This is a genomic window from Enterobacter huaxiensis, from assembly GCF_003594935.2.
GTDB lineage: Bacteria > Pseudomonadota > Gammaproteobacteria > Enterobacterales > Enterobacteriaceae > Enterobacter > Enterobacter huaxiensis.
In genome coordinates, this window is record NZ_CP043342.1 from 2,002,190 (window position 1) to 2,023,891 (window position 21,702).

The following is a 21,702-nucleotide window of genomic DNA, read 5'->3' on the forward strand; positions in this document are numbered from 1 at the left end:
GTGGCTATGCGTGTTGTCATACTGGGAAGTGGTGTGGTTGGCGTAACCAGCGCCTGGTATTTAAGCCAGGCAGGACATGAGGTTACCGTCATCGATCGTGAACCCGGCCCTGCGCTTGAAACCAGTGCGGCGAACGCCGGACAAATCTCGCCGGGTTATGCCGCGCCGTGGGCAGCCCCCGGTGTTCCACTGAAAGCCATCAAGTGGATGTTCCAGCGCCATGCGCCGCTGGCCATCAGCCTTGACGGCACGCCGTTCCAGCTTAAATGGATGTGGCAGATGCTGCGCAACTGCGATACCCGTCATTACATGGAAAACAAGGGACGCATGGTGCGTCTGGCGGAATACAGCCGTGACTGCCTTAAGGCACTGCGCGCCTCGACCGGCATTGAGTACGAAGGCCGCCAGGGCGGTACGCTGCAGCTTTTCCGCACCGAACAGCAGTATGAAAACGCGACCCGCGACATCGCCGTGCTTGAAGATGCGGGCGTGCCGTACCAGCTGCTGGAGTCCAGCCAGCTGGGGCAGGTAGAGCCCGCGCTGGCCGAAGTGGCGCACAAGCTGACGGGCGGCCTGCGTCTGCCGAACGATGAAACCGGAGATTGCCAGCTCTTCACCCAGCGTCTGGCGCAGATGTGCGAGCAGGCCGGGGTAAAGTTCCGCTTTAACACCCCGGTCGACAAGCTGCTGTCAGAAGGCGAAAAAATTTACGGCGTTAAGTGCGGGGAAGAGGTGATCAAAGCCGATGCGTACGTGATGGCGTTTGGGTCTTACTCCACGGCGATGCTGAAAGGCATTCTTGATATCCCGGTGTACCCGCTGAAGGGGTATTCCCTGACCATTCCGGTGAAAGAAGAGAACGGCGCACCGGTATCGACCATTCTGGATGAAACCTACAAAATCGCCATCACCCGCTTCGATAACCGCATTCGCGTCGGCGGCATGGCGGAGATCGTTGGCTTCAATACCGAACTGCTGCAGCCGCGCCGCGAAACGCTGGAAATGGTGGTTGGCGATCTCTTCCCGCGCGGGGGAGTCATTGAACAGGCCACGTTCTGGACGGGTCTGCGCCCGATGACCCCAGACGGCACGCCGATCGTGGGGCGCACGCCGTTTAAAAACCTGTGGACCAATACCGGGCACGGCACGCTCGGCTGGACAATGGCCTGCGGGTCGGGTCAGCTGTTGAGCGACCTGCTGTCCGGGCGAACCCCGGCAATTCCGTTTGACGATTTAAGCGCCGCCCGCTATCAATCAGGGTTCACCCCATCGCGCCCGCAGCACCTGCACGGCGCGCATAATTAAGGAGTCGTCATGTCCCGTCCTATTCTGGCTCAGCTGGATCTGCAGGCCCTGAAGGATAACCTGCAGATTGTTCGCCGTGCTGCGCCAGGTTCACGCGTCTGGTCGGTGGTCAAAGCGAACGCCTACGGCCACGGTATCGATCGCATCTGGAGTACCCTGAGCGGCACAGACGGTTTTGCGCTGCTGAATCTGGAAGAGGCTATTTTGCTGCGCGAGCGCGGCTGGAAAGGGCCAATTTTGCTGCTGGAAGGCTTTTTCCACGCTGACGACCTGCCATTGCTCGATAAATATCGTCTGACCACCAGCATTCACAGCAACTGGCAAATTAAAGCCCTGCAGGATGCGAAGCTGCACGCCCCGCTGGATATCTACCTCAAGGTGAACAGCGGCATGAACCGCCTGGGCTTCCAGCCTGAGCGCGTGCATACGGTCTGGCAGCAGCTGCGCGGTCTGAAAAACGTGGGTGAAATGACGCTGATGGCGCACTTCGCCGACGCCGAAAGGCCTGACGGCATTGCCGATGCGATGGTGCGGGTCGAGCAGGCGGCAGAAGGGCTGGACTGCCCGCGCTCGCTGTCGAACTCGGCGGCCACGCTGTGGCATCCGCAGGCCCATTACAGCTGGGTGCGCCCCGGAATTATCCTGTACGGCGCATCGCCTTCCGGGCAGTGGCAGGATATCGCCAACAGCGGTCTGAAGCCGGTGATGACGTTACGCAGCGAGATTATTGGCGTGCAGACGCTGAAGGCCGGTGATGCGGTTGGCTACGGCAGCCGCTATCGGGCCTCGGGCGAACAGCGCATCGGGATTGTCGCCGGAGGGTATGCCGATGGTTATCCGCGCATCGCCCCAACCGGCACGCCCGTGTGGGTGGATGGCGTTCGCACGGGGACCGTCGGCACGATATCGATGGATATGATGGCGATTGATTTAACCCCCTGCCCGCAGGCCGGTATCGGCACAACGGTTGAGCTGTGGGGCAACGAAGTCAAAATCGATGACGTGGCGGCCGCGGCGGGGACGGTGGGGTATGAATTGATGTGCGCGCTGGCCCCGAGAGTGCCGGTTGTGACGGTGTAACCTTTGTTCGCCGGGTGGCGCTAACGCTTACCCGGCCTACGTTCGAGGGTTTTGTAGGCCGGGTAAGGCGAAGCCGCCACCCGGCAAAAAAACAACTACTCGGTTTCCTCTTCCATCGGCCTGACGCCGACCTTGCGAACCGCGTTATCTTCTTTCTCCGCAACCGTCCAGATCATCCCGGCAAACTCAACCTGGTCGCCGACTACCGGCGCAGCGCCCAGCAGCTGCTGAATAATTTCGCCCAGCGTTTGCTGCTTATCGCGGTTTTCCATACCTTCGTCCAGGCCGTAAATCAACGCTACGTCGGCAAATTTCGCGCTGGCTTCCAGAATAAAATCGCCGAAGAAACGCTGATCCAGCGCAACGGGCGGAGACTGGCTGAACAGCTTGCCGAGCGCGGGCAGATCGCGCTCGCGGCCAATCACGCAGAGAATATCGCCTTCGCGCAGGCGGGTGCTGCCGGTTGGATGCAGCAGGACGTTATCGCGGAACAGGGCGGCAATGCGCGTTTCGGTGGGCATGTGCAGGTCGCGCAGCGAGGCTCCCACGCACCACTTATCAGCGCTCAGCTGATAGACAAACTGCTCCCACGGGTTCTCCGGGTGAATATCCAGCCCCACGCGCGAAACCGGCCAGCCGACGGGCGGCACCACCACTTTGGCTTTTTTAGCCGCCCAGCCCAGCGATGTTCCCTGGAACAGGAGTGATATCAGCACCACGAAGAACGCGACGTTGAAGAACAGGCGGGCGTTATCCAGACCGGCCATCATCGGGAAGACAGCGAGGATGATCGGCACCGCGCCGCGAAGCCCCACCCAGCTGATAAAGATGCGCTCGCGCAGGTTGAAGCCGCGAAACGGCAGCAGACCCGCAAACACCGACAGCGGTCGCGCAAAGAAAATCATCCAGGCCGACAGCAGCAGCGCCGGAACGGCGATCGGCAGGAGATCGGAAGGGGTGACCAGCAGGCCGAGCACGAGGAACATGCCAATCTGCGCCAGCCAGGCCAGGCCGTCGAAGTTCTGCAAAATGGCGTGGCGGTTGCGAATCGGGCGGTTACCCAGCAGGAAGCCGCACAGGTAAACGGCAAGAATGCCGCTGCCGTCCAGCGCCGTGGTCACGGCAAATATCAAAATCCCGCCGCTCAGGGCCAGCAAGGGGTATAGCCCGGCAGGCAGAGAAATGCGGTTGATCATCTGCTGCAGAAGATAGCCGCCGGAAAGGCCGATGATAATCCCCAGGCCAAACTGCTGAAGGATATGCCAGGCAAACATCCAGCTTAATCCGGTTTCGTGCTGCTGGATCATCTCAATCAGCGTAATGGTGAGAAACACCGCCATCGGGTCGTTGCTGCCGGATTCAATTTCAAGCGTGGAGCCCACGCGTTCGTTCAGTCCTTTGCCGCCGAGCAACGAGAAGACCGCCGCCGCGTCGGTGGAGCCGACAATGGCGCCAATCAGCAGGCCTTCCATCATATCCAGCTTAAACAGCCACGCCGCCATCATGCCGGTCAGTCCGGAGGTGATAAGCACGCCGACGGTCGCCAGCGACAGCGCCGGGCCTAAGGCAACGCGAAAGGAGCTCGCCTGGGTGCGCATCCCGCCGTCCAGCAGGATCACCGCCAGCGCGAGGTTACTCACCATGTAAGCGAAAGGGTAGTTATCGAATGGGATACCGCCGATACCATCAATGCCGGCCAGCATGCCGATGGCAAGAAAAATGACAAGAATAGGTATGCCGAGACGCGATGAAAATGAACTTAATAAAATACTACAGGTTACAAGCACAGAACCCAGAATGAAAAGACTGATAATCGCTGCGGCATCCAATGTTGTCTTACTCCCACCTCAATGTTAATGCTGTTATTAAAACCCTAACATATTAACGACAGAAACAGCGTTTTATTGAGGCGGAAAGACGGCTTTTTTATGCCTTTAAGACCGGATGGCCGCTGATTGTGAGCCGACTGCCCGCATCGTCGTGTTTCAGGGTCGCCCGAGCGCCCAGCGGCAGGGTAACGGTTTGCTGCTCATGGCCAAAAGCCAGCCCGGTGATGACGGGAATATCCAGCCGGGAGCGGATGAAATCGACCATCGTCTCAAGAGAATATCCGGCATCGTAATCATTGGGCTGTGCGCCGCTAAAACTGCCCAGCACGATGGCGGACTGACGCGCAAGAATGCCCGCGTGGTAAAGCTGCAGCAGCATGCGCTCGACGCGGAACGGGTGCTCGTTAATATCCTCCAGCACCAGAATGCCGTCTTCAATCTGCGGTAGCCACGGCGTGCCTGTCAGCGACACCAGCATTGCCAGGTTGCCGCCCCACAGCTGGCCTTCACACTCCCAGTGCGGCCCGTTACCCTGCCACTCCACGCTGAAGGTTGGGTTTTGCAGGGCGCGCCAGAAATGTTCATAGGTGAATGCATCCAGTTCCGGCGCGCCGAAGTTACCGGCCAGCATCGGGCCGCTGAAGGTAATGACGTTATGCAGGGCCAGAAGCCCAAGCTGAACGGCGGTGAAATCGCTGTGTCCGCATATCAGCAGCGGATCCTGCTGCTGGCGCGCCGCCAGACCCTGCCAGTCGATGCTCTCCAGCAGCCGGCTCGCCCCGTAGCCGCCGCGTACGGCGAGGACGACGGTGTTCTCACCCTTCAGGTTTACCAGGTCGTTGATATCACTCAGCCTCTGCGCCTCGGTACCGGCAAAACGCTGCTGGCGGCGGGGTATAATGGTCTGATTTTCTACCCGATGCCCGGAATCAAGCAAACGCTGAACGCCCCGCTGCGCCGCGTCCTGGTTGATGCAGTAGCCCGACGGTGCGATGAGATGAAACTGAGACATGGCAATTCCTTGCTGAATGAGAATCTAATTGTCTATATCATGCCGCGTATACGCTGCCTGCTTCAAGGGGGGCGTACCGCGATGACCGGCTATAAGGATAGATGACGTGAAATTGAGATGGTTTGCTTTTTTGATTGTGTTGCTTGCAGGCTGTAGTTCAAAACAGAACTATCAAAATCCGCCCTGGAACCCTGAAGTGCCTGTGAAACGGGCCATGCAGTGGATGCCAATCAGCGAACAAGCCGGCAAGGCCTGGGGCGTCAGCCCGCGGCTGGTGACGGCGATCATTGCGGTGGAATCTGGCGGCAATCCTACGCTTGTGAGTAAATCAAACGCGGTGGGACTGATGCAGCTTAAGGCCTCAACGGCCGGGAAAGAAGTGTATCGCTATATGGGCTGGAGCGGGCAACCGTCGACCAGCGAGCTGAAAAACCCGGAGCGCAATATCTCAATGGGAACCGCGTATCTGAGTATTCTGGAGCACGGTATTCTGAAGGGCATTGACGACCCTGAGGTGATGCAATATGCGCTGGTGGTGTCGTACGTTAACGGCGCCGGAGCGCTGCTCAGAACCTTCTCTTCGGATCGCAAAGAGGCGATTGAAGAGATCAACGACATGGACAAAGATGAGTTCTTTGAGCACGTGGTGAAGAACCATCCGTCACCGCAGGCACCCCGTTATATCTGGAAAGTTCAGAAAGCGATGGATGCCATGTAATGCCGCCGTCGGGCGGCGGCACGCTGCCCGACGCTCTTCACAACACCTTATTCGCACGCTCCCGCGCTTCTCGTTCCAGCGAAAAGATAATGCGCTGCAGCTCGCGTTCAGCTCCCGGCCCCACGTTCAGGAAGCGGAAGCTCAGGCGTGGCGTGGAAATGGTTTCGTTTTTGCTGTCCACGACCTTACGCTCGCTGATGGCAATCAGCTGGGCGTCAAAGTAAAACCGTCCCCAGCCTCCCATATCCAGTTCAATCTGCGAGAAGCGCATTCCTTCGATCAGCCCGTCGGGCTTTGGCGTGTCCATCAGAGCGCCCATCCCACCGAGCGAGAGATCGAAGAGGCGAAAGCGAAACTCTTTTTTGTCCGGCATTTTGGCTTTGCAAAAATAGGCCGGCTGGAGCGGGGCGCTGATGCGAAAATACTCGCGGCGCTGTACAAACCAGAGGTTCGTGGGAAGCGGTGTCACAAACGCGGGTAGCCCCTCATACTCGCTCAGCGTCAGCTGCGGCAGAACGAACTCCACTTTTGCGCCCTGGGTTTCAGCCATCACCGAGATTTTTTCCGCCCGCAGCACGGCGCGGTTCTCATATTCCTGACTACCCAGGTCGATGACAAGGCGATCCGACGAGGCGTCCAGGATCCTGCTGATGAACTGATTGGTCGTCCAGCTCATGCGCAGCGGCACTTCACCTTTTTTCAGATCGCGCAATACCCCTAATACAGCCAGCGGATTTTGTTTCAGGAATTGCTCACTGTAATTACTCACGCCAGATGGCTCCTCGATGTGTGACAGACTGTCTGAGAATTATCGGCAGACTGAATTGAAACTTAATACAAACCGGTGAGTTTTTTTTATTACGACGCTATTTTAAGTCGGTGAGATGAAAATGATTTTCTGCCGATCGCCTATACTTAAGTCACTTGCGCAGAAGGTTTTCTGCGTATGCGTTAAACCTGTAAGAGGGCATCGCTATGGGTATCATCGCCTGGATTATCTTTGGTCTTATCGCCGGCACCATCGCTAAACTTATCATGCCGGGGAATGACGGTGGCGGCTTCATTTTGACCTGCGTTCTTGGGGTTGTTGGTGCGGTTGTTGGCGGATGGCTGGCGACCATGTTTGGAATGGGAGGCAGCATCAGCGGGTTCGATCTGCACAGCTTCCTGGTGGCCGTGGTGGGCGCAATAGTCGTCCTCGGCATATTCAGGCTCCTCAGACGGGCATAAATAAAATGCGTAAAGGCGGCCCTCACGGAGGGCCGTTTTTTTTGGTGCGCGTATTGATTTGCTAATCGAAATGATAATAATTGTCGTTCCCAGTTTGTTCTCATAACAAGATGACAATATGAACACCTCACGTTTTGCGTTATGTGCGTTGGCAGGAGCCGTGGCGCTGGCATTGCAGGCACAGGCTTTCGCCGAAGAATCTACCATCGTGGTCACAGGAGCAGAGCAGGGAAGTGAGCTTCCTTCCTGGACGAACAGCGCGACCAAATCCGCTGTTGCGGAAAGTAAAACACCGCAGGTCATTAACACCCTCTCTGCTCAGGAGATTGCGCAGCGCCACGCGAATTCCGTGAATGAAATTCTGCGCTATGCGCCCGGGGTTTCAACCGAAGTGCGCGGTAACACCTCATATATGAGTGAATATAAAATCCGTGGCTTCACCGTCGATCAGGAGTTTTATAACGGGCTTCAGTTACCCTATAACGTCACCGGGAACACCAAAGCGCGTATCGATCCGCTTTTGATTGAGAGCGTGGATATTCTGAAAGGGCCATCGTCAGTGCTGTACGGTGGCGGGTCGCCGGGCGGGCTGGTCAACATCCAGAGTAAAAAGCCGCAAAAAGAGGCCAAAACCGAGCTGGGCTTCACCACCGGGACGCGCAATCTCAAAGAGGGCTATCTCGACTCAACCGGACAGATTGCAGACAGCGACTGGAATTACCGCCTGCTGGGGAAAGCGACGGAAGGCGACGATCAGCCACACACCACGCGTTACGAAAACTATCTGGTTGCCCCCTCTGTTACCTGGCAACCGGACAGCAAAACGCGCCTCACTCTCGATGCGCTGGCGCAAAACACCCCGAGCCTGTCACCGTCTAACCCTCTGCCGCTCACGTACCTGCGCTCGAAATATGCCGATCGCCGCGACTACGCCGGCGACGAGTGGAGCGGCTTTAAGCAGCGCCAGTGGATGCTGGGCTACAGCTTTGAGCATGAATTTGATAGCGGCTGGGGCTTTACGCAAAAAGCGCGTTACTTTGACGTGGACACGCATCAGCGCAGCGTCTATTCAACGGGGACAGGCGCAGAGGTTTATCAGCTGAACCGTTTTGCCTACACCACGGATGAAGACCTGCAAAGTTTTAATATTGACAACCAGGTGACCAAAACGGTCGCCCTGGGGGAATGGAAACACCATCTGCTGGCCGGGTTTGACTACCAGAAGCTGAACTCCCACTTCCACTATCGCTACGCCTCGGCAACCCCGGGAATCGACATGCGTCATCCTGACTACTCCCAGATTGATAACGGGGCGCTGGGGCTGTATACGGCACAGAAAAACCGACTCAGCTATCAGCAGAACGGTTATTACCTGCAGGATCAGGTGGAGTTCGGCGGGTTAAATCTCCTGGGGAGCCTGCGTTATGATGATTACCGCTCCGTCACCACCGACTATCTGCAAAGCGGCGATAAGGCCTGGGTATCCCAGGATCGCGTGACCAAACGTCTCGGGGCGCTCTACGCCTTCGAGAACGGGCTCTCGCCGTTCATCAGCTATTCAGAAGGTTTCGCACCGGTGTCGCCTCAGGGGACGCTGACGGCAAAAGACGTCAAGCCAACGACCAGCAGGCAGGTTGAAGGCGGGGTGAAATATCTTCTTGAAGAGTACGCCACGACCTTTACCGCGTCGGTGTTTAACATCCGCCAGAAAAACGTGGTCACGAGCGACCCGGGCTTCCTGAACTATCGCCAGACCGGGGAGGTGGAGTCCAAAGGTGCCGAACTCTCCGCTGTCAGCCGTCCGACGGATAATCTGACGCTGATTGCCAATTATGCCTACACGCATGCCATCAATACGGAAGATGACAAGTACCAGGGCAAGCGCCCGACGCAGGTGCCTGAAAATGCCTTTAACCTGTGGGGAGACTACACCTTCGACGGCACGCCGTTTAAAGGGCTGACGCTGGGCGCGGGGGCACGCTACACCGGCCCGATGGAAATCTCGCAGAGCAACGACGCGGGTAAACTGGGCGGCACAACCCAGTACGACCTGGCGGCCTCTTATCGCATGGGTGAAATCGTGCCGTCGCTGGCAGGGTTAACGCTCAAGGCGAGCGCGCAGAACATTACTAACAAAGAGACGCTGACCTGCTACGACGTAACCAACTGCTGGATTGGGCGTGACAGGACGTTGCAGGTTGGGGCGAGCTACAGCTTCTGATGACCTTTTCCCTCTCCCCCCAAATAATGTCTGCACGGACGACCGCCTCTCCCTTGTGGGAGAGGGCTGGGGTGAGGGGGGAACATACGACTCAGGTGGTCATTCCGTTCACTAATCGCTTCCAGTTTAAAAAAATACTGGGGAACTCTCTCCCCGTACGGGAAGAGAGTGATGAGGAGGGGAATTACTGCGCCGCACTCTTTGCTGGCGCCACATCGTCATTCGCCGCAGGCTGATTTTCCGGCACTACGTCACAGGGTTTCTCTTTCGGACACACCAGATCGAGCATTTTCAGCGTCACGCCGTTGCTCCAGCCAAAGCCGTCCTGCAGGGGATACTCGCCGCCGCCGCCGCCCGTACCGGTGGTCGAGACGTCATATTTCTCCACCAGCTTCTGCTCGCGGTCGTAGGTATGCTGAACGTTTTTCAGGAAGCGCCAGGTCACGTCCATCGCCACCTTTTTCTGCCCGTAGTTCTGCAGCCCTTCCGCTGCGACCCACTGCAGCGGTGCCCAGCCGTTTGGCGCATCCCACTGCTGGCCGCTGTTGATGGTGGTGGTGGAAATGCCGCCCGGCTTCAGCAGCCGTGAGGCGGTCGCCGCTGCCACTTTATCCGCGCGGTCCTGCGAGGCGGCTTTCACGTAAAGCGGGAAAAGGGCGGCGGCGGTCAGCTGATTACGCACCTTTTTGCTTTTCAGATCGTAATCCGCGTACCAGCCCTCTTTAGCATTCCACAGGTTGTCTTCAATCCCCTTCTGGCGCGCGGCTGCCAGCGCCTCGTACCTGCTGGCGGCTGCGGCATCGCCATCCTCCTGGCCTGCGCGAGCCAGCAGTTTTTCCATCTTAAACATCAGGGCGTTGAGATCTACGGGCACAATGCTGGTGGTGCGGATCGTGCCGAGTTTCTGCGGGTCGTCCATCCAGCGGGAGCTGAAGTCCCAGCCGGAGGCGGCGGCTGAACGCAAATCGCGGTAGATCTCCGTTGCCGGACGGTTAGGGTTATTTTTGGCCGTCGTGACGTCATCCAGCCAGGATTCCGGGCGTGGCGTATCGCGATCGTCCCAGTAGCGGTTAAGAATTGCCCCGTCGTCCAGCTTCACGACGCGTTTATTGGCCTGGCCCGGCTGCAGGGCATCGGCACCCTCCATCCAGTAGGCATACTCTTTTTCCATCTGCGGACGGTATTTTTTCAGCGCGTCGCTGTCGTGCGTAGCCAGCAGTTCCACCATCAGGGAGAAGAACGGCGGCTGCGAGCGGCTAAGATAGTAGCTGCGGTTGCCGTTAGGAATGTGGCCAAAGGTGTCCAGCTCGTAGGCGAAGTTGTCTACCATATCGCTGATTTTGTCCCAGTGGCCGCTCTCGGCTAAGCCCAGCATGGTGAAATAGCTGTCCCAGTAGTAGACCTCGCGGAAACGGCCGCCGGGTACAACGTACGGCTTCGGCAAGGGGAGGAGCGAGTCCCATTTGGCGGCTTTGTCCGTAGTGCGCGTCAGCACTGGCCAAAGATCGTCGATGTGCGCGCGTAACGTTTGGCCAGCGGGCGGGACGTATTTTTCACCTTCCGCGGGCAGGGTAAAGTTCATTTCAACAAAGTGCCGCAGGTCAAAGCCGGACTGGGTGTGCTGCATCCGGTAGTCCGCCAGGATCATCAGCGGGTCGCTTTTGGGCACCGCATCGGCAAAGGTTTTTTGATCGGGATAAAGTTTGGCGCTCTGAACGTCGTTAAAAAGGGGGCCGAGCAAAATGTCAGGGGGAGTTTTCTGGCTCGCTGGCTGTTCCTCAGCATAACCCAAAGCGGCAACACCGAGCAGCGCGCCGCCTAACGCAAGGGGCAAAAAGGCGGGGCGTAGTGTACGAGGTCTTATCATCGGTTCGTCTCCTGTCTTCACTGAGCAGCGTGACCGCTGTGGTCAATTACCTGAAAACCTTAGACGAATATCCTTCACTTCGCGTGTCGAATATCCCATTTTTCGCATAACCAGACAATTCGCCCGCGCGTGAGATATCTGTTCGCTTCTGGAAAAGGGTTAGATCGCTTCCTGGGTCTGGCCGGCTTCCCGCAAGGATCCTGGCGCATGCCCGACGATACGCTTAAATGCCCGGCTAAAGGCCGCCAGCGAACCGTATCCCAGGCGGAGCGCCACCGTTTCGATGGGCTGGTTTTCGTAGCGAATGTACTGAATCGCCAGGCGCATCCTCAGCTCGCTGAGATATTTTGCCGGCGTGGTGCCGGTGGCCGATAAAAACCGTTCGGCGAAGACGGAGCGTGATGTTCCGGCCTCTTTCGCCAGGTCCGCCACGCTCCAGTTCACGCCCGGCTGCTGGTGCATTGCGTAAATCGCCCGGCTGAGTCGCGGATCGCGCAGCACCTGCACCCAGCCGGTCGCTTTCCCACACCCCGCTTCGACCCAGCCGCGCACAATCAACGCGGCAACCACGTCCGCGAGGCGAGCCAGGATCCCGGCGAACCCGACCTGACGCGTCATTGACTCCCGTTCCATCGCCGCCAGCAGCGGGTGGATTTCCGGCCAGGTCGACATTAGCCGGCTTACCATCATCACTTCCGGCATCGCTTTGATCAGGGGCTGCATTCCACCCAACTCAAAATCCATGCATCCGCTGAAGATAACGGTGTGCTCCTTCTCCGGACACGGCTCACAGGTGATGGCACAAACAGAACTGCAGATTGGCTCGCTTGGGAAGGCGCTGACCGGGGTAATGTCGGCGTGTTCGTCCGAGAGCAGGGCATGGGCGTTGCCGTTTGGGATAAACAGCGCGTCGCCGCCGTTCAGTTCGAACGTCGCGCCGCTCTCCATGCGCAGCAGGGCAGTACCGTGGCTAACAAAGTGGAATTGCGCCTTGCCCGGGGCCTGATGAAAGGCCACGCCAAACGGGGCGCTGGCTTCAATCCGCCGGTATTTCACGCCGGACAGGCGCATGCCGCGCAATAGTTCGCTGATTAAATCGGGTGACTGAACGGTCATGGCGCAACTCCGGACGAATAATCAATAAGTGGAGATTATATGTCATAGATCGTCCAGGGTGAACACACTATGCTTCTGCGACATTAGTCACATTTTTATAACGGGAGTACAACAGATGAATGCATGCGTTGCGGCGAGAGAGGCAGTCGCCCCTGCAAAACCCGCCTGGCGAGCGGTCTATTCACTGGGGCTGGGCGTTTTTGGTTTAATCACGGCGGAGTTCCTGCCCGCCAGTTTGCTCACCCCTATGGCCGCGAGTCTTGGCGTAACGGAGGGAATGGCCGGGCAAGCGGTGACCGCAACGGCGCTGGTGGCGCTGGTTACCGGGCTGCTGATTACCTCTGCGACGAAAAGTATCGACCGCCGCTGGGTACTGATGTTTTTCTCGGTGCTGCAAATCATCTCCAGCCTGCTGGTGGCCTTTGCGCCCACGCTCCACGTTCTGCTGATGGGGCGTTTGCTGTTGGGCATCGCCATCGGCGGTTTCTGGGCGATGTCGACCGCCACGGCGATGCGTCTGGTCCCTGCGGACAAAGTGCCAAAAGCGCTGGCGGTGATCTTCTCCAGCGTGTCTATTGCGACGGTAGTGGCCGCGCCGCTGGGGAGCTATCTCGGCAGTTTGATCGGCTGGCGTAACGTCTTTATTCTCTGCATCCTGCCGAGCGTGCTGGCGCTGCTGTGGCAGCTGTGGGTACTGCCGTCGATGAAGCCGGAAAGCAACGGCAGCCTCGGCACGCTGTTCCGCGTGCTCCGTCGTCCGGGAATGATCGGCGGAATGCTGGCGACTATCCTGATCTTCAGCGGCCATTTTGCCTTCTTTACCTATCTGCGCCCGTTCCTTGAAACGGTAGGACAGGCGAGCGTGGAGAGTATTTCGCTGATCCTGCTCGGTTTTGGCCTGGCTAACTTTGTCGGCACCTCTATTGCCGGGCATCTGCTGGCCCGCAATCTGCGCCTGACGCTGGCGCTGGTGCCGTTCGTGATGGGCGTGCTGGCGCTGACCATGGTGGCGTTTGGTCATCTGGCAATGCTCGACGGACTGCTGGTCGCGCTGTGGGGCTTTGCCTTTGGCCTGGTGCCGGTGGGTTGGTCAACGTGGCTTGCCACCACCGTTCCGGATGAAGCGGAAAGCGCAGGCGGTCTACTGGTGGCATCAATTCAGTTCGCAATCGGTGCGGGAGCGGCAGGCGGCGGGGCGGTGTTTGACCTTAACGGTGCGAGCGGCGTATTTGCCGGAAGCGGTCTACTGCTGGTGAGCGCGATGGTGATTGTGCTGATGGGCGTGAAGGTGAAGGCGGACTGATGGCTGTCCCTCTCCTGTGGGAGAGGGACTCTGTATATTCATGCAATTGCTCTTTCATTCCAGGTATCTTTGAACGTTATGTTTCCGTCGCAATATTTCCATTCAATAGATTCATAACGTAGCTCGACTTCTTCCATATGTGTACTTGCGATACCCAGCGGGTGTAGTACTGGAGAGATTCTGGTGATTATTACGTTTTCAAGGATCACGTTGAAGTATTCACGTTCGATTCCGGCATCATCAATTTTGTACATCTTAATTAGTGCTGATTTAAATGTTCTCCCCGTGCAGACAGCGCGAAATAAGTAGGGTGTGATGCGATCTATTTCTTTCTCAAAGGTTATAGGTACATGAAGACGCGTTGCCGTGAGTTTCCCGGTGTTAGGGCTTGTCGGTATCCAGACCGAGTGGTTAAGTGATTTTAGTTCAGTAGACCCCAATCTGGTGGGAATTAAACACCCCCCCCCAGAATAGGGCTATTATTTTCATCGGTGAACCATATGTGTGCGGGTATAGACATTTCCTTATTCGTTCCATTTATAGAAATAGGTAATATAAATAACGGCTAAAACAATCAATCCGACGACCGACATTGCTGTTTTAGGATTTTCAATAAAGGTTGCAGGTATCGTTGATAGAAGCAGAATGATGAAAACCATCGCGCATGCTTTTATATCATTCCTCATGTCTTCCAGTATGAGATTAAAAATTCCTCTAAAAAATTTTCGCATTATTTTGCCATTTTCATCAATGCATTGGATATATCATTATTGGATGCTGTGGAAACATTTATGTGTCCGGCTTTCGTTACGACTGGCTCAATAAGGAAGTACATCATTTCAATTTGCTCCATATAGAGTGCATTATAAAAGAGAGGTAGAAGGTTTTTGAGGTTGTTTGCACTGTCAGCCGCGTGTTGAACCATTGCATAGGCATTTAGCGCTAAAATTCCCCCACCCACTCTACCAGCATTTTTTTTCATGAATGCACTCTGTACTGCGGCATTCATCTTATTGCCATAGCAGATATATTTTGCAACTGCATAGATTAGGCTGAATTTTGAGGCTTGCTTGATTGAATAATTTGTCGTAAAGGGGATGACCTTTTCGAGGATGCTTTTTTTATCGTTTTCACTTTTATTTTTAAGCAAGGTTTCTATGTATATCTTAACCATGCGGAATACAATATCTTTATGCTTAATTAATTCTTCAATCCCAAATAGAAACCTCTTATCTTCTGAAGCCAATCGTTTACACTCATCCTGATAATTATCAGTAAGGCACGATGTATAATAAAGCAAGCGTGTAGCGGCATCTCCCAGATTGTTTACATAATCACTAACGCCATCCTTTACTCCTGACACGGCGCGATCGAGCCTTAAAGCCAGTTCTTTATCGGAACCTATTCGTTCTATGATTGATTTACTGTAATACATAACATTTCCCTGTTTTATAGAGAAATAATGATGGCTATGCTAGTGAATAAGAAAAGTGATCTTTCTCTCATTTAGTAAAACTAACAGGTGAGAAATAATTATTTATTCTTTTAGTTAATGAGATGGATATTACAATTGACGGTATGAATTAGGGGCTTACTACGTTATTTTCATTTATCAGGTAACCATGTTTAATGCAGGCCGGGTAAGCGCAAGCGCCACCCGGCTCCGGTTTACAATCCTTTATTCTCCATCAGCACCGCCAGATCAACCAGGCGGTTTGAGAATGCCCACTCGTTGTCATACCAGGCCAGGATTTTAACCATGTTTCCGCCAATCACCAGCGTGGAGAGCCCGTCGATAATCGAGGAGCGAGGATCGCCCTGATAATCGCTCGAGACCAGCGGTTCATCGCTGTAGCCCAGTATACCTTTCAACGGGCCGCTGGACGCGGCCTGGCGGAAAGCGTTATTAACCTCGTCGGCGGTCACCTCCCGGCTCAGCGTCACGGTCAAATCCACAATCGACACTACGGGAACCGGCACGCGTAAAGAATACCCGGTCAGCTTACCCTCTAACGACGGGATCACTTTCCCCAGCGCCTTCGCCGCGCCGCTGGAGTAGGGCACAATCGACAGGGCCGCAGCGCGGGCTCCGCGCAAATCTTTCTCCGGCTGGTCGTGCAGCGCCTGGCTGTTGGTGTAGGCGTGCGTGGTGTTCATCAGCCCGTGCTCTATACCAAACTGCTGATGCAGCACCTGCGCCGCCGGAGCCAGCCCGTTAGTGGTGCAGCTCCCGTTACTGACCACATAGTGCTGCGCAGGGTCGTACAGCTCGTGGTTCACGCCCATCACTACCGTCAGGTCGTCGTTCTTACCCGGTGCGGAGATGATGACGCGCCTGGCGCCGCCGCTCGTAATATGCACCGCCGCTTTTTCTCGTTCGGTGAAGAAACCGGTCGCTTCAATTACCACGTCAACACCCGCGTCGCGCCACGGAATGTTCGCCGGGTCACGTTCGCTAAACACGGTGATGCGCTGGCCGTCCACCTGCAGCGCGCCGTCTGCGGCTTCAACGGGCGCGGGCAGGGTGCCGAGGAGAGAGTCATATTTGAGGAGATGGGCGAGAGTTTTGCTGTCCGTCAGATCGTTAATGGCCACAATCTGAAGCTCCGGGTTGCCCAGCGCCGCGCGCAGAACGTTACGTCCAATACGGCCGAAACCGTTAATACCGACCTTAACCATGATGCACTCCTTATCTGTGTTGTCTGGAGTCACTCTAGGCTTCAGGTCAAATGGCGTAAACGACAAAAAAGGATCATATTACGCCATCTTGCGGCAGTGGAAGCGCTGGCGATACTCGCCCGGCGTAAGGTGTAGCTGTTTCTCAAACACGCGACGCAGGTTGATGCTGGTGCCAAATCCGCTTTTTTCAGCAACCGTCTCAAGCGAATCGTGGGTCTGCTCGAGAAGCTGTCGGGCGGCAGCGAGGCGAGCCTCTGATACGTACCGGGCCGGAGAGGCGGCGGTATCGCGGGTAAAAACGCGGGTGAAATTGCGCGGGCTCATGGCGGCTTTTTCTGCCAGCTTTTCTACGCTGAGGTCGGCGGTCAGGTTTTGCAGGATCCAGCCTTGCAGCTCGCTGATGGGGCCGCTTGCGCCGGACGGCTGCAGGCTATAGCGGCTGAACTGCAGCTGGCCGCCGGGGCGGCGCAGATACATCACCATATCCTGCGCCACGTCGCGGGCGAGGGAAAAACCATAGTCGTCTTCCACCAGCGCCAGCGTCAGGTCAAACCCGGAGCTTACGCCGCCGGAGGTCCAGACGGGGCCGTCCTGAATATAGAGCGGGCCACCTTCTACCCGGATGGACGGGTAGGCTGCCTGCATGGCGTCAAGCAGCCGCCAGTGGGTGGTCGCACGCCGCCCGTCGAGCAGCCCGGTCTGCGCCAGCAGCATCGCGCCGCCGCAGATGGAGGCGATCCGTCGGGCATGCGGCGCGGCCAGATGCAGCCAGTCGACCACCGCGGTGCTCTCAAGCTCGTTCATGCCGCGCCCGGTAATAATGATGGTATCCAGAGGTTCACGCGGATCCAGCTCCGGCAGGCGATAGTCCGCGAGCAGGTTTAAGCCGGACTGGCCGTGGATAACCTGATGGGGCTGCGTGGTGGCGATAATAATGCGGTAGCAGGGCTGAGCGAGGCCTTCCGGGTGCAGACGGTTGGCCTGCATCAGAATGTCTGCGATACCGGCGGCTTCAAACAGCATGCCGCCGTCGGGTACGATAATCAGGATTTTCTTCATGTCCTGAAAAGTACCTTCATCGCAAAATAAGTCAAGCGGCCGGTGAAGGGGCGACCTCCGGGGAGCTGACCTTTTTCATCGGGATGGCGGCGACGCCCTTGACGATCCAACCCGCGGTGGCGGACAGCCGTTACCCGCTTTTTTGGCAAAGCAAAGCGATTTAACTTCTTTGTTATTTCAGGCGTTATCCCGGATTGTCAGAGCATATTATCACCGACGGAAACGGCGTCTGAAGGCATGGGTAAACGGCACTCCCTCTATTTACACGAGCAGCAGCGAAACCATATTCGCCGCCTCGCCGCGGGTTTCCTGTGGCGAAGCGAGCTGCCCACCTGGCTTTTAATCATCACGATTTATGGCGGCTGGTTTACCAGCCTGGCGCTCTGGCAAACCCTCGGCCTGCTGCCCGCCACGCTGTTGCTTATCTGGTTTACCGCCTGGTATATGTCGCTCCAGCATGAGCTGATCCACGGGCATCCAACCCGCGTCGCCTGGCTGAACCAGCTTTTCGGCACCCTGCCGCTGGCGGTCTGGTATCCGTATGGCCTGTACCGTGATTCCCACCTCGCGCATCATCGCCACCACCATCTGACCGTACCGGTAGACGATCCGGAATCCTACTATTTTACCCACGAGAGCTGGGCGCGCTTTAGCCCCTGGCAGAAGCGCATCATTCATCTGCGCAATACCTTCGTTGGCCGGCTGTTGCTGGCTCCGCTGCTGGATATTGTGCAGACGCTGGGTAGAGCCGTCGCGGCCTTTTGTGACCTGAACGTGCGGGCAATGGTGATGTGGCTGGTGCACGGTTTACTGCTGGCGGGGTTATTTGCGTGGATGGTGCGCATCGGTTTCTCGCCCGTCTGGTTTGTGCTGGCCGTGAGCTATCCTGCACTGGCGCTCACGAAAGTACGCTCGTTCCTGGAACACCGCGCGGCGGACGACCCGCTGGCGCGCTCGGTGATTAACGAGGCCGGGCCGTTCTGGCGGGTACTGTTTTTGAATCTCAACTACCATTCAGTGCATCATGATTTGCCGGGCGTGCCCTGGTACGGGCTCAAGGCGGTCTACCTGCAAAACAGGGAAGCGTATCAGCAGCGCAACCACGGTTTTCTGGTAAAAGGCTACGGCGAATGGCTGCGCCAGTTCTGGCGCAAGGCGGTAGACGTCACCGTACATCCGCAGGGTAAACAGGGGGAGGGGCATGAGTAATACGCTGGCGTTTCCAATGTACGCCGTCAATCGCGCCGATAACGAGGCGCTCTGGCAGGCGGTCCAGAGCCTGCTGCTGGCGCGCGGCGTGTCCGCAGGCCCATCGTCAGAGACTGACCTGCTGGCGCACTGGCAAGAACCCGACGTGATCCTCAGCCAGACCTGCGGCTACCCGCTGGTGACGTTGCTGCCGGACGTGCAGGTGGTCGGCTGTTTTCACTACGTCGCGCCGGGGTGTGACGGGATTCATTACCGCAGCTTTCTTGTGGCGCGCGAGGAGGATAAACATCGGACGCTGGCTGATTTCCGCGGGCGGCGGGCGGTGTGCAATTCGCTGGACTCTCAGTCCGGCTACAACGTGCTGCGAAAAATGGTGACGCCGCTTGCGGTTAACGGCCGTTTTTTTGCCCATGCGCACGTGAGCGGCAGCCATCGGCAGTCGCTGATTGACGTCAGGCGCGGCGTGGGGGATATCGCAGCGATTGACTGCGTAACCCACGCCCTGCTGCTCCGCCATGAACCGCAGCTGCTCGACGGGCTGGCGGTGATAGACCGCAGCCCGCTGGCGCCGGGGTTGCCGCTGATAACCTCCCCGGGAACCACGCCAGCCACCCTCCGCGCCCTACGCGAGGCGCTCAACGCGCTGGTCACTGCGCCAGAATACCGTGCGGTCTGTGCCGCAACGCTGATAGGTGGGTTTAGCGAGGCATCGCGCCAGACGTACAGCCTGTTGCTCGACTGGCGCGACGAAGCCGAAAGGTCAGGACTGCTGGGGCTCTGACGACGAGGAGAAGCGATTTTTCGCAGCCGGCAGCCCCAGCTTCTCGCGCAGCGTGCCCGGCGCATATTCGCTTTTCATGACCCCTTTGGCCTTCAGCAGTGGGACGACCCGGTCAGCAAAACGGTCAAAATCGCCCGGCAGCAGAGGGAACATCAGGTTAAACCCGTCCGCTGCGCCAGAAAGATAGATATCGGCCAGCGTGTCGGCGACCTCCTGAGCCGTGCCGATGACCAGCCAGCTGTCTGAACTTTGCAGCAGCAGCCGCCCCAGTTCAAGAATGCTCAGGGAAGGGTCGTAGTCCCGAATTAACGACAGCGTTGTGCGGATGCCGTCAAACGTGGCTTCATCAGGCAGCGGCGGCAGCGGCCTGTCGCTCGGGTAGGGGCTGAGATCCAGTTTAAGGTAGGCCGAGAGCAGATCGATGGCCATCTGGTCACTCATCAGCCGTTCGTTCAGCCGCTGACGTTCCGCTTTTTCCTCGTCTGAATCCACCACTACGGGGAGCACCCCGGCAATGATTTTGAAGTGCTCCGGACGGCGGCCCAGTGCCGCAAGCCGCTGGTCGATCTCCTGGCGATACGCCAGCCCCTGTTCGACAGATTTTATAAATACGAAGTGCATATCTGCCCAGGCTGTCGCCAGCCGTTTTCCCGCCTCAGACGAACCCGCCTGAACCAGAACGGGATGGCCCTGCGGTGGACGCGGCACGTTTAAGGGACCGCGAACCCTGAAAAAATCACCCCAGTGCGCCAGATGATGTACGCGGTTTTTGTCCGCAAACAGGCCGGCGCGTTTATCAAAGCGCAGGGCGTCATCGTCCCACGAGTCCCACAGCCGGGTCACGACGTCGATAAACTCCCCGGCGCGCTGATAGCGAGCGTCGTGCTGGGGGATCTGCTCCAGGCCGTAGTTCGCCGCTTCTTCTTCCAGCCATGAGGTCACAATGTTCCAGCTGGCGCGCCCGCTGCTGAGAAAGTCGAGCGAGGCGAAGTAGCGAGCCAGATTATACGGCTCGGTATATGAGGTGGACGCCGTCGCCATCAGGCCGATGTTTTCCGTGACGGCAGCGAGGGCTGAGAGCAGCGTCAGGGGTTCAAGGCGCGCGTTGGCATAATGGGATAAACCGCTGTCCCAGATGCCCGTATGGTCGGCGATAAAAATGGCGTCAAGGGTGGCGGCCTCGGCCTTACGGGCCAGGTCGGCATAGTATTTCAGGGTAAAAACTTCACGTTCTGGCGCATCGGGATGGCGCCAGGAAAACCGGTAATCGCCCTGGGGATTGAAGAAGAACAGATTCAGGATCATGGTGTTGTGCGACATGTTGGGCCCGCTTCAGGTTACGGCCGCTCCCTGGCCTTCTCATCTTACTGTGTTGTCAGGTTGCTGTTGACCCAGCTCTCCGCTACGGCGGTGGGATCTTTGTGCTGAAGGTCAACCTGCTTGTTGAGCTCTACCAGCGCCGTGTTGTCGAGCCTGCGGGACACGTCGTTAAGAACGGCGTCGATCTTCGGCGTGAGCGCGGCTTTGCGCACCAGCGGGACAACGTTCTGGCTTGGCTGCTCGTGTTTGTCATCCTGCAGAACTACCCAGTCTTCTTTCGCCAGCGAACCCTGGGTTGACACCACGGTCGCGACGTCGATTTTTCCCGCGTTCAGCGCCAGACGAGAGAGTGGTCCGCCCATATCCAGCGACTTCACCTCTTTAAACTCCAGACCGTAGACGCGCTTCAGCCCCGGCAGGCCCAGCGCGCGCACCGGCAGCTCCGGTGGACCGCCGATGACCAGCTCATGGGCAATGGGGGTGAGATCGGAGAGTTTGGTCAACCCGTATTTTTTCGCCGTCTCGGCACGCACTGCCCAGGCCGTCACGGAGCTGGCTGAGGAGGGGGTCAGGAGGGTAAAGTCGCCGGGTAAGACCTTAGCGAGTTCAGCGCTAACGTCGCTCTGGGTCGTCGCCAGGGTTTTGCCGTCATAGTAGTTAAGCAGCGCGCCGATGTATTCCGGGACGATATCGATCTCGCCGCTCTGCAAAGCCGGAATAATAATTTCGCGGTTGCCAAGGTTAAGACGGGTTTTGACATCAATATTATTTTTCTTCAGGGCGCTGGCATAAATATTGGCGAGAATAGAGCTTTCGGTAAAATTCGCGCCGCCGACAGTGACCGTTTCCGCTAAGGTAGAAAAGCTTAAGCTGAATAATCCCGCCGCCAGAAGGGAGAGTTTAAATCCACGGCGGTGAAATGCGTGCCAGAATGTTTGCTTCATATTGCCTCTTATTATTGCAGGTGGTGTTT

The 21,702-nt window shown here is 57.2% G+C and carries 18 protein-coding genes and 2 pseudogenes; 9 read left to right on the top strand and 11 right to left on the bottom strand.

Going from position 1 to position 21,702, the window contains the following annotated elements; translation table 11 throughout:
- Positions 1-6: 6 nt before the first annotated feature.
- The 3 genes and pseudogenes from D5067_RS09550 to D5067_RS24210 form a co-directional block, all read left to right on the top strand.
- Entirely contained in the window at positions 7-1,305 is a 1,299-nt protein-coding gene (locus tag D5067_RS09550) for a D-amino acid dehydrogenase (protein WP_119937283.1), read from the top strand.
- A 9-nt stretch (positions 1,306-1,314) separates the two neighbouring features.
- On the top strand, positions 1,315-2,385 hold the full coding sequence (gene dadX, locus D5067_RS09555; RefSeq protein ID WP_119937284.1) for a catabolic alanine racemase DadX: 1,071 nt from the start codon (positions 1,315-1,317) through the stop codon (positions 2,383-2,385).
- Between the two features lie 14 nt (positions 2,386-2,399).
- Positions 2,400-2,543 (top strand): annotated as a pseudogene (locus D5067_RS24210) (hypothetical protein); the annotation flags it as partial.
- Here D5067_RS24210 and D5067_RS09560 read toward each other — a convergent pair.
- Together D5067_RS09560 and ldcA are read right to left on the bottom strand one after the other, a co-directional pair.
- Positions 2,481-4,214, bottom strand: a complete 1,734-nt coding sequence (locus D5067_RS09560; RefSeq protein WP_119937285.1) for a potassium/proton antiporter — start codon at positions 4,212-4,214, stop codon at positions 2,481-2,483. The pseudogene D5067_RS24210 and the gene D5067_RS09560 overlap by 63 nt on opposite strands.
- Positions 4,215-4,311: 97 nt before the next feature.
- Positions 4,312-5,226 carry a muramoyltetrapeptide carboxypeptidase gene (gene ldcA, locus D5067_RS09565; protein ID WP_119937286.1) on the bottom strand — a complete coding sequence of 305 codons (915 nt, stop codon included), beginning with the start codon at positions 5,224-5,226 and terminating at the stop codon, positions 4,312-4,314.
- 106 nt (positions 5,227-5,332) lie between these two features.
- Between ldcA and emtA the strand changes: the two genes are divergently transcribed.
- Positions 5,333-5,944: a membrane-bound lytic murein transglycosylase EmtA gene (gene emtA / locus D5067_RS09570; protein WP_119937287.1), complete on the top strand. Its 612-nt coding sequence runs from the start codon at positions 5,333-5,335 to the stop codon at positions 5,942-5,944.
- A gap of 37 nt (positions 5,945-5,981) precedes the next feature.
- Here the strand turns inward: emtA and ycgR are convergent, their stop codons facing one another.
- The gene (gene ycgR, locus D5067_RS09575) at positions 5,982-6,713 is read right to left on the bottom strand and encodes a flagellar brake protein YcgR (protein ID WP_119937288.1); all 732 of its coding nucleotides are present in this window, start codon (positions 6,711-6,713) and stop codon (positions 5,982-5,984) included.
- Between the two features lie 206 nt (positions 6,714-6,919).
- Here ycgR and D5067_RS09580 point away from each other — a divergent pair, with 206 nt between their 5' ends.
- Positions 6,920-7,174, top strand: coding sequence for a GlsB/YeaQ/YmgE family stress response membrane protein (locus tag D5067_RS09580; RefSeq protein WP_119937289.1), 255 nt, complete (start codon positions 6,920-6,922; stop codon positions 7,172-7,174).
- A gap of 118 nt (positions 7,175-7,292) precedes the next feature.
- A complete protein-coding gene (locus tag D5067_RS09585) occupies positions 7,293-9,395 on the top strand; it encodes a TonB-dependent siderophore receptor (protein WP_119937290.1) in 2,103 nt (700 codons plus the stop codon).
- A 184-nt stretch (positions 9,396-9,579) separates the two neighbouring features.
- On the opposite strand, the gene D5067_RS09590 is transcribed toward D5067_RS09585, so the two are convergent.
- Together D5067_RS09590 and D5067_RS09595 are read right to left on the bottom strand one after the other, a co-directional pair.
- Positions 9,580-11,262 (bottom strand): alpha,alpha-trehalase, encoded by a 1,683-nt coding sequence (locus D5067_RS09590; protein WP_119937291.1) that lies wholly within the window; start codon positions 11,260-11,262, stop codon positions 9,580-9,582.
- 159 nt (positions 11,263-11,421) lie between these two features.
- On the bottom strand, positions 11,422-12,378 hold the full coding sequence (locus D5067_RS09595) for an AraC family transcriptional regulator (protein ID WP_119937292.1): 957 nt from the start codon (positions 12,376-12,378) through the stop codon (positions 11,422-11,424).
- 115 nt (positions 12,379-12,493) lie between these two features.
- On the opposite strand from D5067_RS09595, the gene D5067_RS09600 reads away from it, so the two are divergent.
- On the top strand, positions 12,494-13,681 hold the full coding sequence (locus D5067_RS09600) for an MFS transporter (RefSeq protein ID WP_119937293.1): 1,188 nt from the start codon (positions 12,494-12,496) through the stop codon (positions 13,679-13,681).
- Between the two features lie 38 nt (positions 13,682-13,719).
- On the opposite strand, the pseudogene D5067_RS09605 reads toward D5067_RS09600, so the two are convergent.
- From D5067_RS09605 to D5067_RS09620, 4 genes and pseudogenes are all read right to left on the bottom strand, one after another.
- A pseudogene (locus tag D5067_RS09605) lies at positions 13,720-14,201 on the bottom strand (Hcp family type VI secretion system effector).
- 210 nt (positions 14,202-14,411) lie between these two features.
- A complete protein-coding gene (locus D5067_RS09610; RefSeq protein ID WP_119937295.1) occupies positions 14,412-15,116 on the bottom strand; it encodes a hypothetical protein in 705 nt (234 codons plus the stop codon).
- 233 nt (positions 15,117-15,349) lie between these two features.
- A complete protein-coding gene (gene gap / locus D5067_RS09615; protein WP_119937296.1) occupies positions 15,350-16,360 on the bottom strand; it encodes a type I glyceraldehyde-3-phosphate dehydrogenase in 1,011 nt (336 codons plus the stop codon).
- Positions 16,361-16,438: 78 nt separating this feature from the next.
- The gene (locus tag D5067_RS09620; RefSeq protein ID WP_119937297.1) at positions 16,439-17,419 is read right to left on the bottom strand and encodes a GlxA family transcriptional regulator; all 981 of its coding nucleotides are present in this window, start codon (positions 17,417-17,419) and stop codon (positions 16,439-16,441) included.
- A 237-nt stretch (positions 17,420-17,656) separates the two neighbouring features.
- Here D5067_RS09620 and D5067_RS09625 point away from each other — a divergent pair, with 237 nt between their 5' ends.
- Both D5067_RS09625 and D5067_RS09630 read left to right on the top strand, forming a co-directional pair.
- Complete coding sequence (locus D5067_RS09625) at positions 17,657-18,628, top strand: fatty acid desaturase (protein ID WP_119937298.1); 972 nt, start codon at positions 17,657-17,659, stop codon at positions 18,626-18,628.
- Positions 18,621-19,409 (top strand): phosphate/phosphite/phosphonate ABC transporter substrate-binding protein, encoded by a 789-nt coding sequence (locus D5067_RS09630; protein ID WP_119937299.1) that lies wholly within the window; start codon positions 18,621-18,623, stop codon positions 19,407-19,409. The genes D5067_RS09625 and D5067_RS09630 overlap by 8 nt, the downstream gene beginning before the upstream one ends.
- Here D5067_RS09630 and D5067_RS09635 read toward each other — a convergent pair.
- Both D5067_RS09635 and D5067_RS09640 read right to left on the bottom strand, forming a co-directional pair.
- Positions 19,389-20,729 carry an LLM class flavin-dependent oxidoreductase gene (locus D5067_RS09635; RefSeq protein ID WP_119937300.1) on the bottom strand — a complete coding sequence of 447 codons (1,341 nt, stop codon included), beginning with the start codon at positions 20,727-20,729 and terminating at the stop codon, positions 19,389-19,391. The genes D5067_RS09630 and D5067_RS09635 overlap by 21 nt on opposite strands.
- Positions 20,730-20,773: 44 nt before the next feature.
- Positions 20,774-21,673, bottom strand: coding sequence for an ABC transporter substrate-binding protein (locus tag D5067_RS09640; RefSeq protein WP_119937301.1), 900 nt, complete (start codon positions 21,671-21,673; stop codon positions 20,774-20,776).
- Positions 21,674-21,702 lie beyond the last annotated feature (29 nt).

Excerpts from the sequence above, each read along its gene's own strand:
- D5067_RS09550 (WP_119937283.1), top strand. The coding sequence starts at position 7 with ATGCGTGTTGTCATACTGGGAAGTGGTGTGGTTGGCGTAACCAGCGCC.
- dadX (WP_119937284.1), top strand. The coding sequence starts at position 1,315 with ATGTCCCGTCCTATTCTGGCTCAGCTGGATCTGCAGGCCCTGAAGGAT.
- ldcA (WP_119937286.1), bottom strand. The coding sequence starts at position 5,226 with ATGTCTCAGTTTCATCTCATCGCACCGTCGGGCTACTGCATCAACCAG.
- D5067_RS09580 (WP_119937289.1), top strand. The coding sequence starts at position 6,920 with ATGGGTATCATCGCCTGGATTATCTTTGGTCTTATCGCCGGCACCATC.
- D5067_RS09585 (WP_119937290.1), top strand. The coding sequence starts at position 7,293 with ATGAACACCTCACGTTTTGCGTTATGTGCGTTGGCAGGAGCCGTGGCG.
- D5067_RS09590 (WP_119937291.1), bottom strand. The coding sequence starts at position 11,262 with ATGATAAGACCTCGTACACTACGCCCCGCCTTTTTGCCCCTTGCGTTA.
- D5067_RS09595 (WP_119937292.1), bottom strand. The coding sequence starts at position 12,378 with ATGACCGTTCAGTCACCCGATTTAATCAGCGAACTATTGCGCGGCATG.
- D5067_RS09600 (WP_119937293.1), top strand. The coding sequence starts at position 12,494 with ATGAATGCATGCGTTGCGGCGAGAGAGGCAGTCGCCCCTGCAAAACCC.
- D5067_RS09610 (WP_119937295.1), bottom strand. The coding sequence starts at position 15,116 with ATGTATTACAGTAAATCAATCATAGAACGAATAGGTTCCGATAAAGAA.
- gap (WP_119937296.1), bottom strand. The coding sequence starts at position 16,360 with ATGGTTAAGGTCGGTATTAACGGTTTCGGCCGTATTGGACGTAACGTT.
- D5067_RS09620 (WP_119937297.1), bottom strand. The coding sequence starts at position 17,419 with ATGAAGAAAATCCTGATTATCGTACCCGACGGCGGCATGCTGTTTGAA.
- D5067_RS09625 (WP_119937298.1), top strand. The coding sequence starts at position 17,657 with ATGGGTAAACGGCACTCCCTCTATTTACACGAGCAGCAGCGAAACCAT.
- D5067_RS09630 (WP_119937299.1), top strand. The coding sequence starts at position 18,621 with ATGAGTAATACGCTGGCGTTTCCAATGTACGCCGTCAATCGCGCCGAT.
- D5067_RS09635 (WP_119937300.1), bottom strand. The coding sequence starts at position 20,729 with ATGTCGCACAACACCATGATCCTGAATCTGTTCTTCTTCAATCCCCAG.
- D5067_RS09640 (WP_119937301.1), bottom strand. The coding sequence starts at position 21,673 with ATGAAGCAAACATTCTGGCACGCATTTCACCGCCGTGGATTTAAACTC.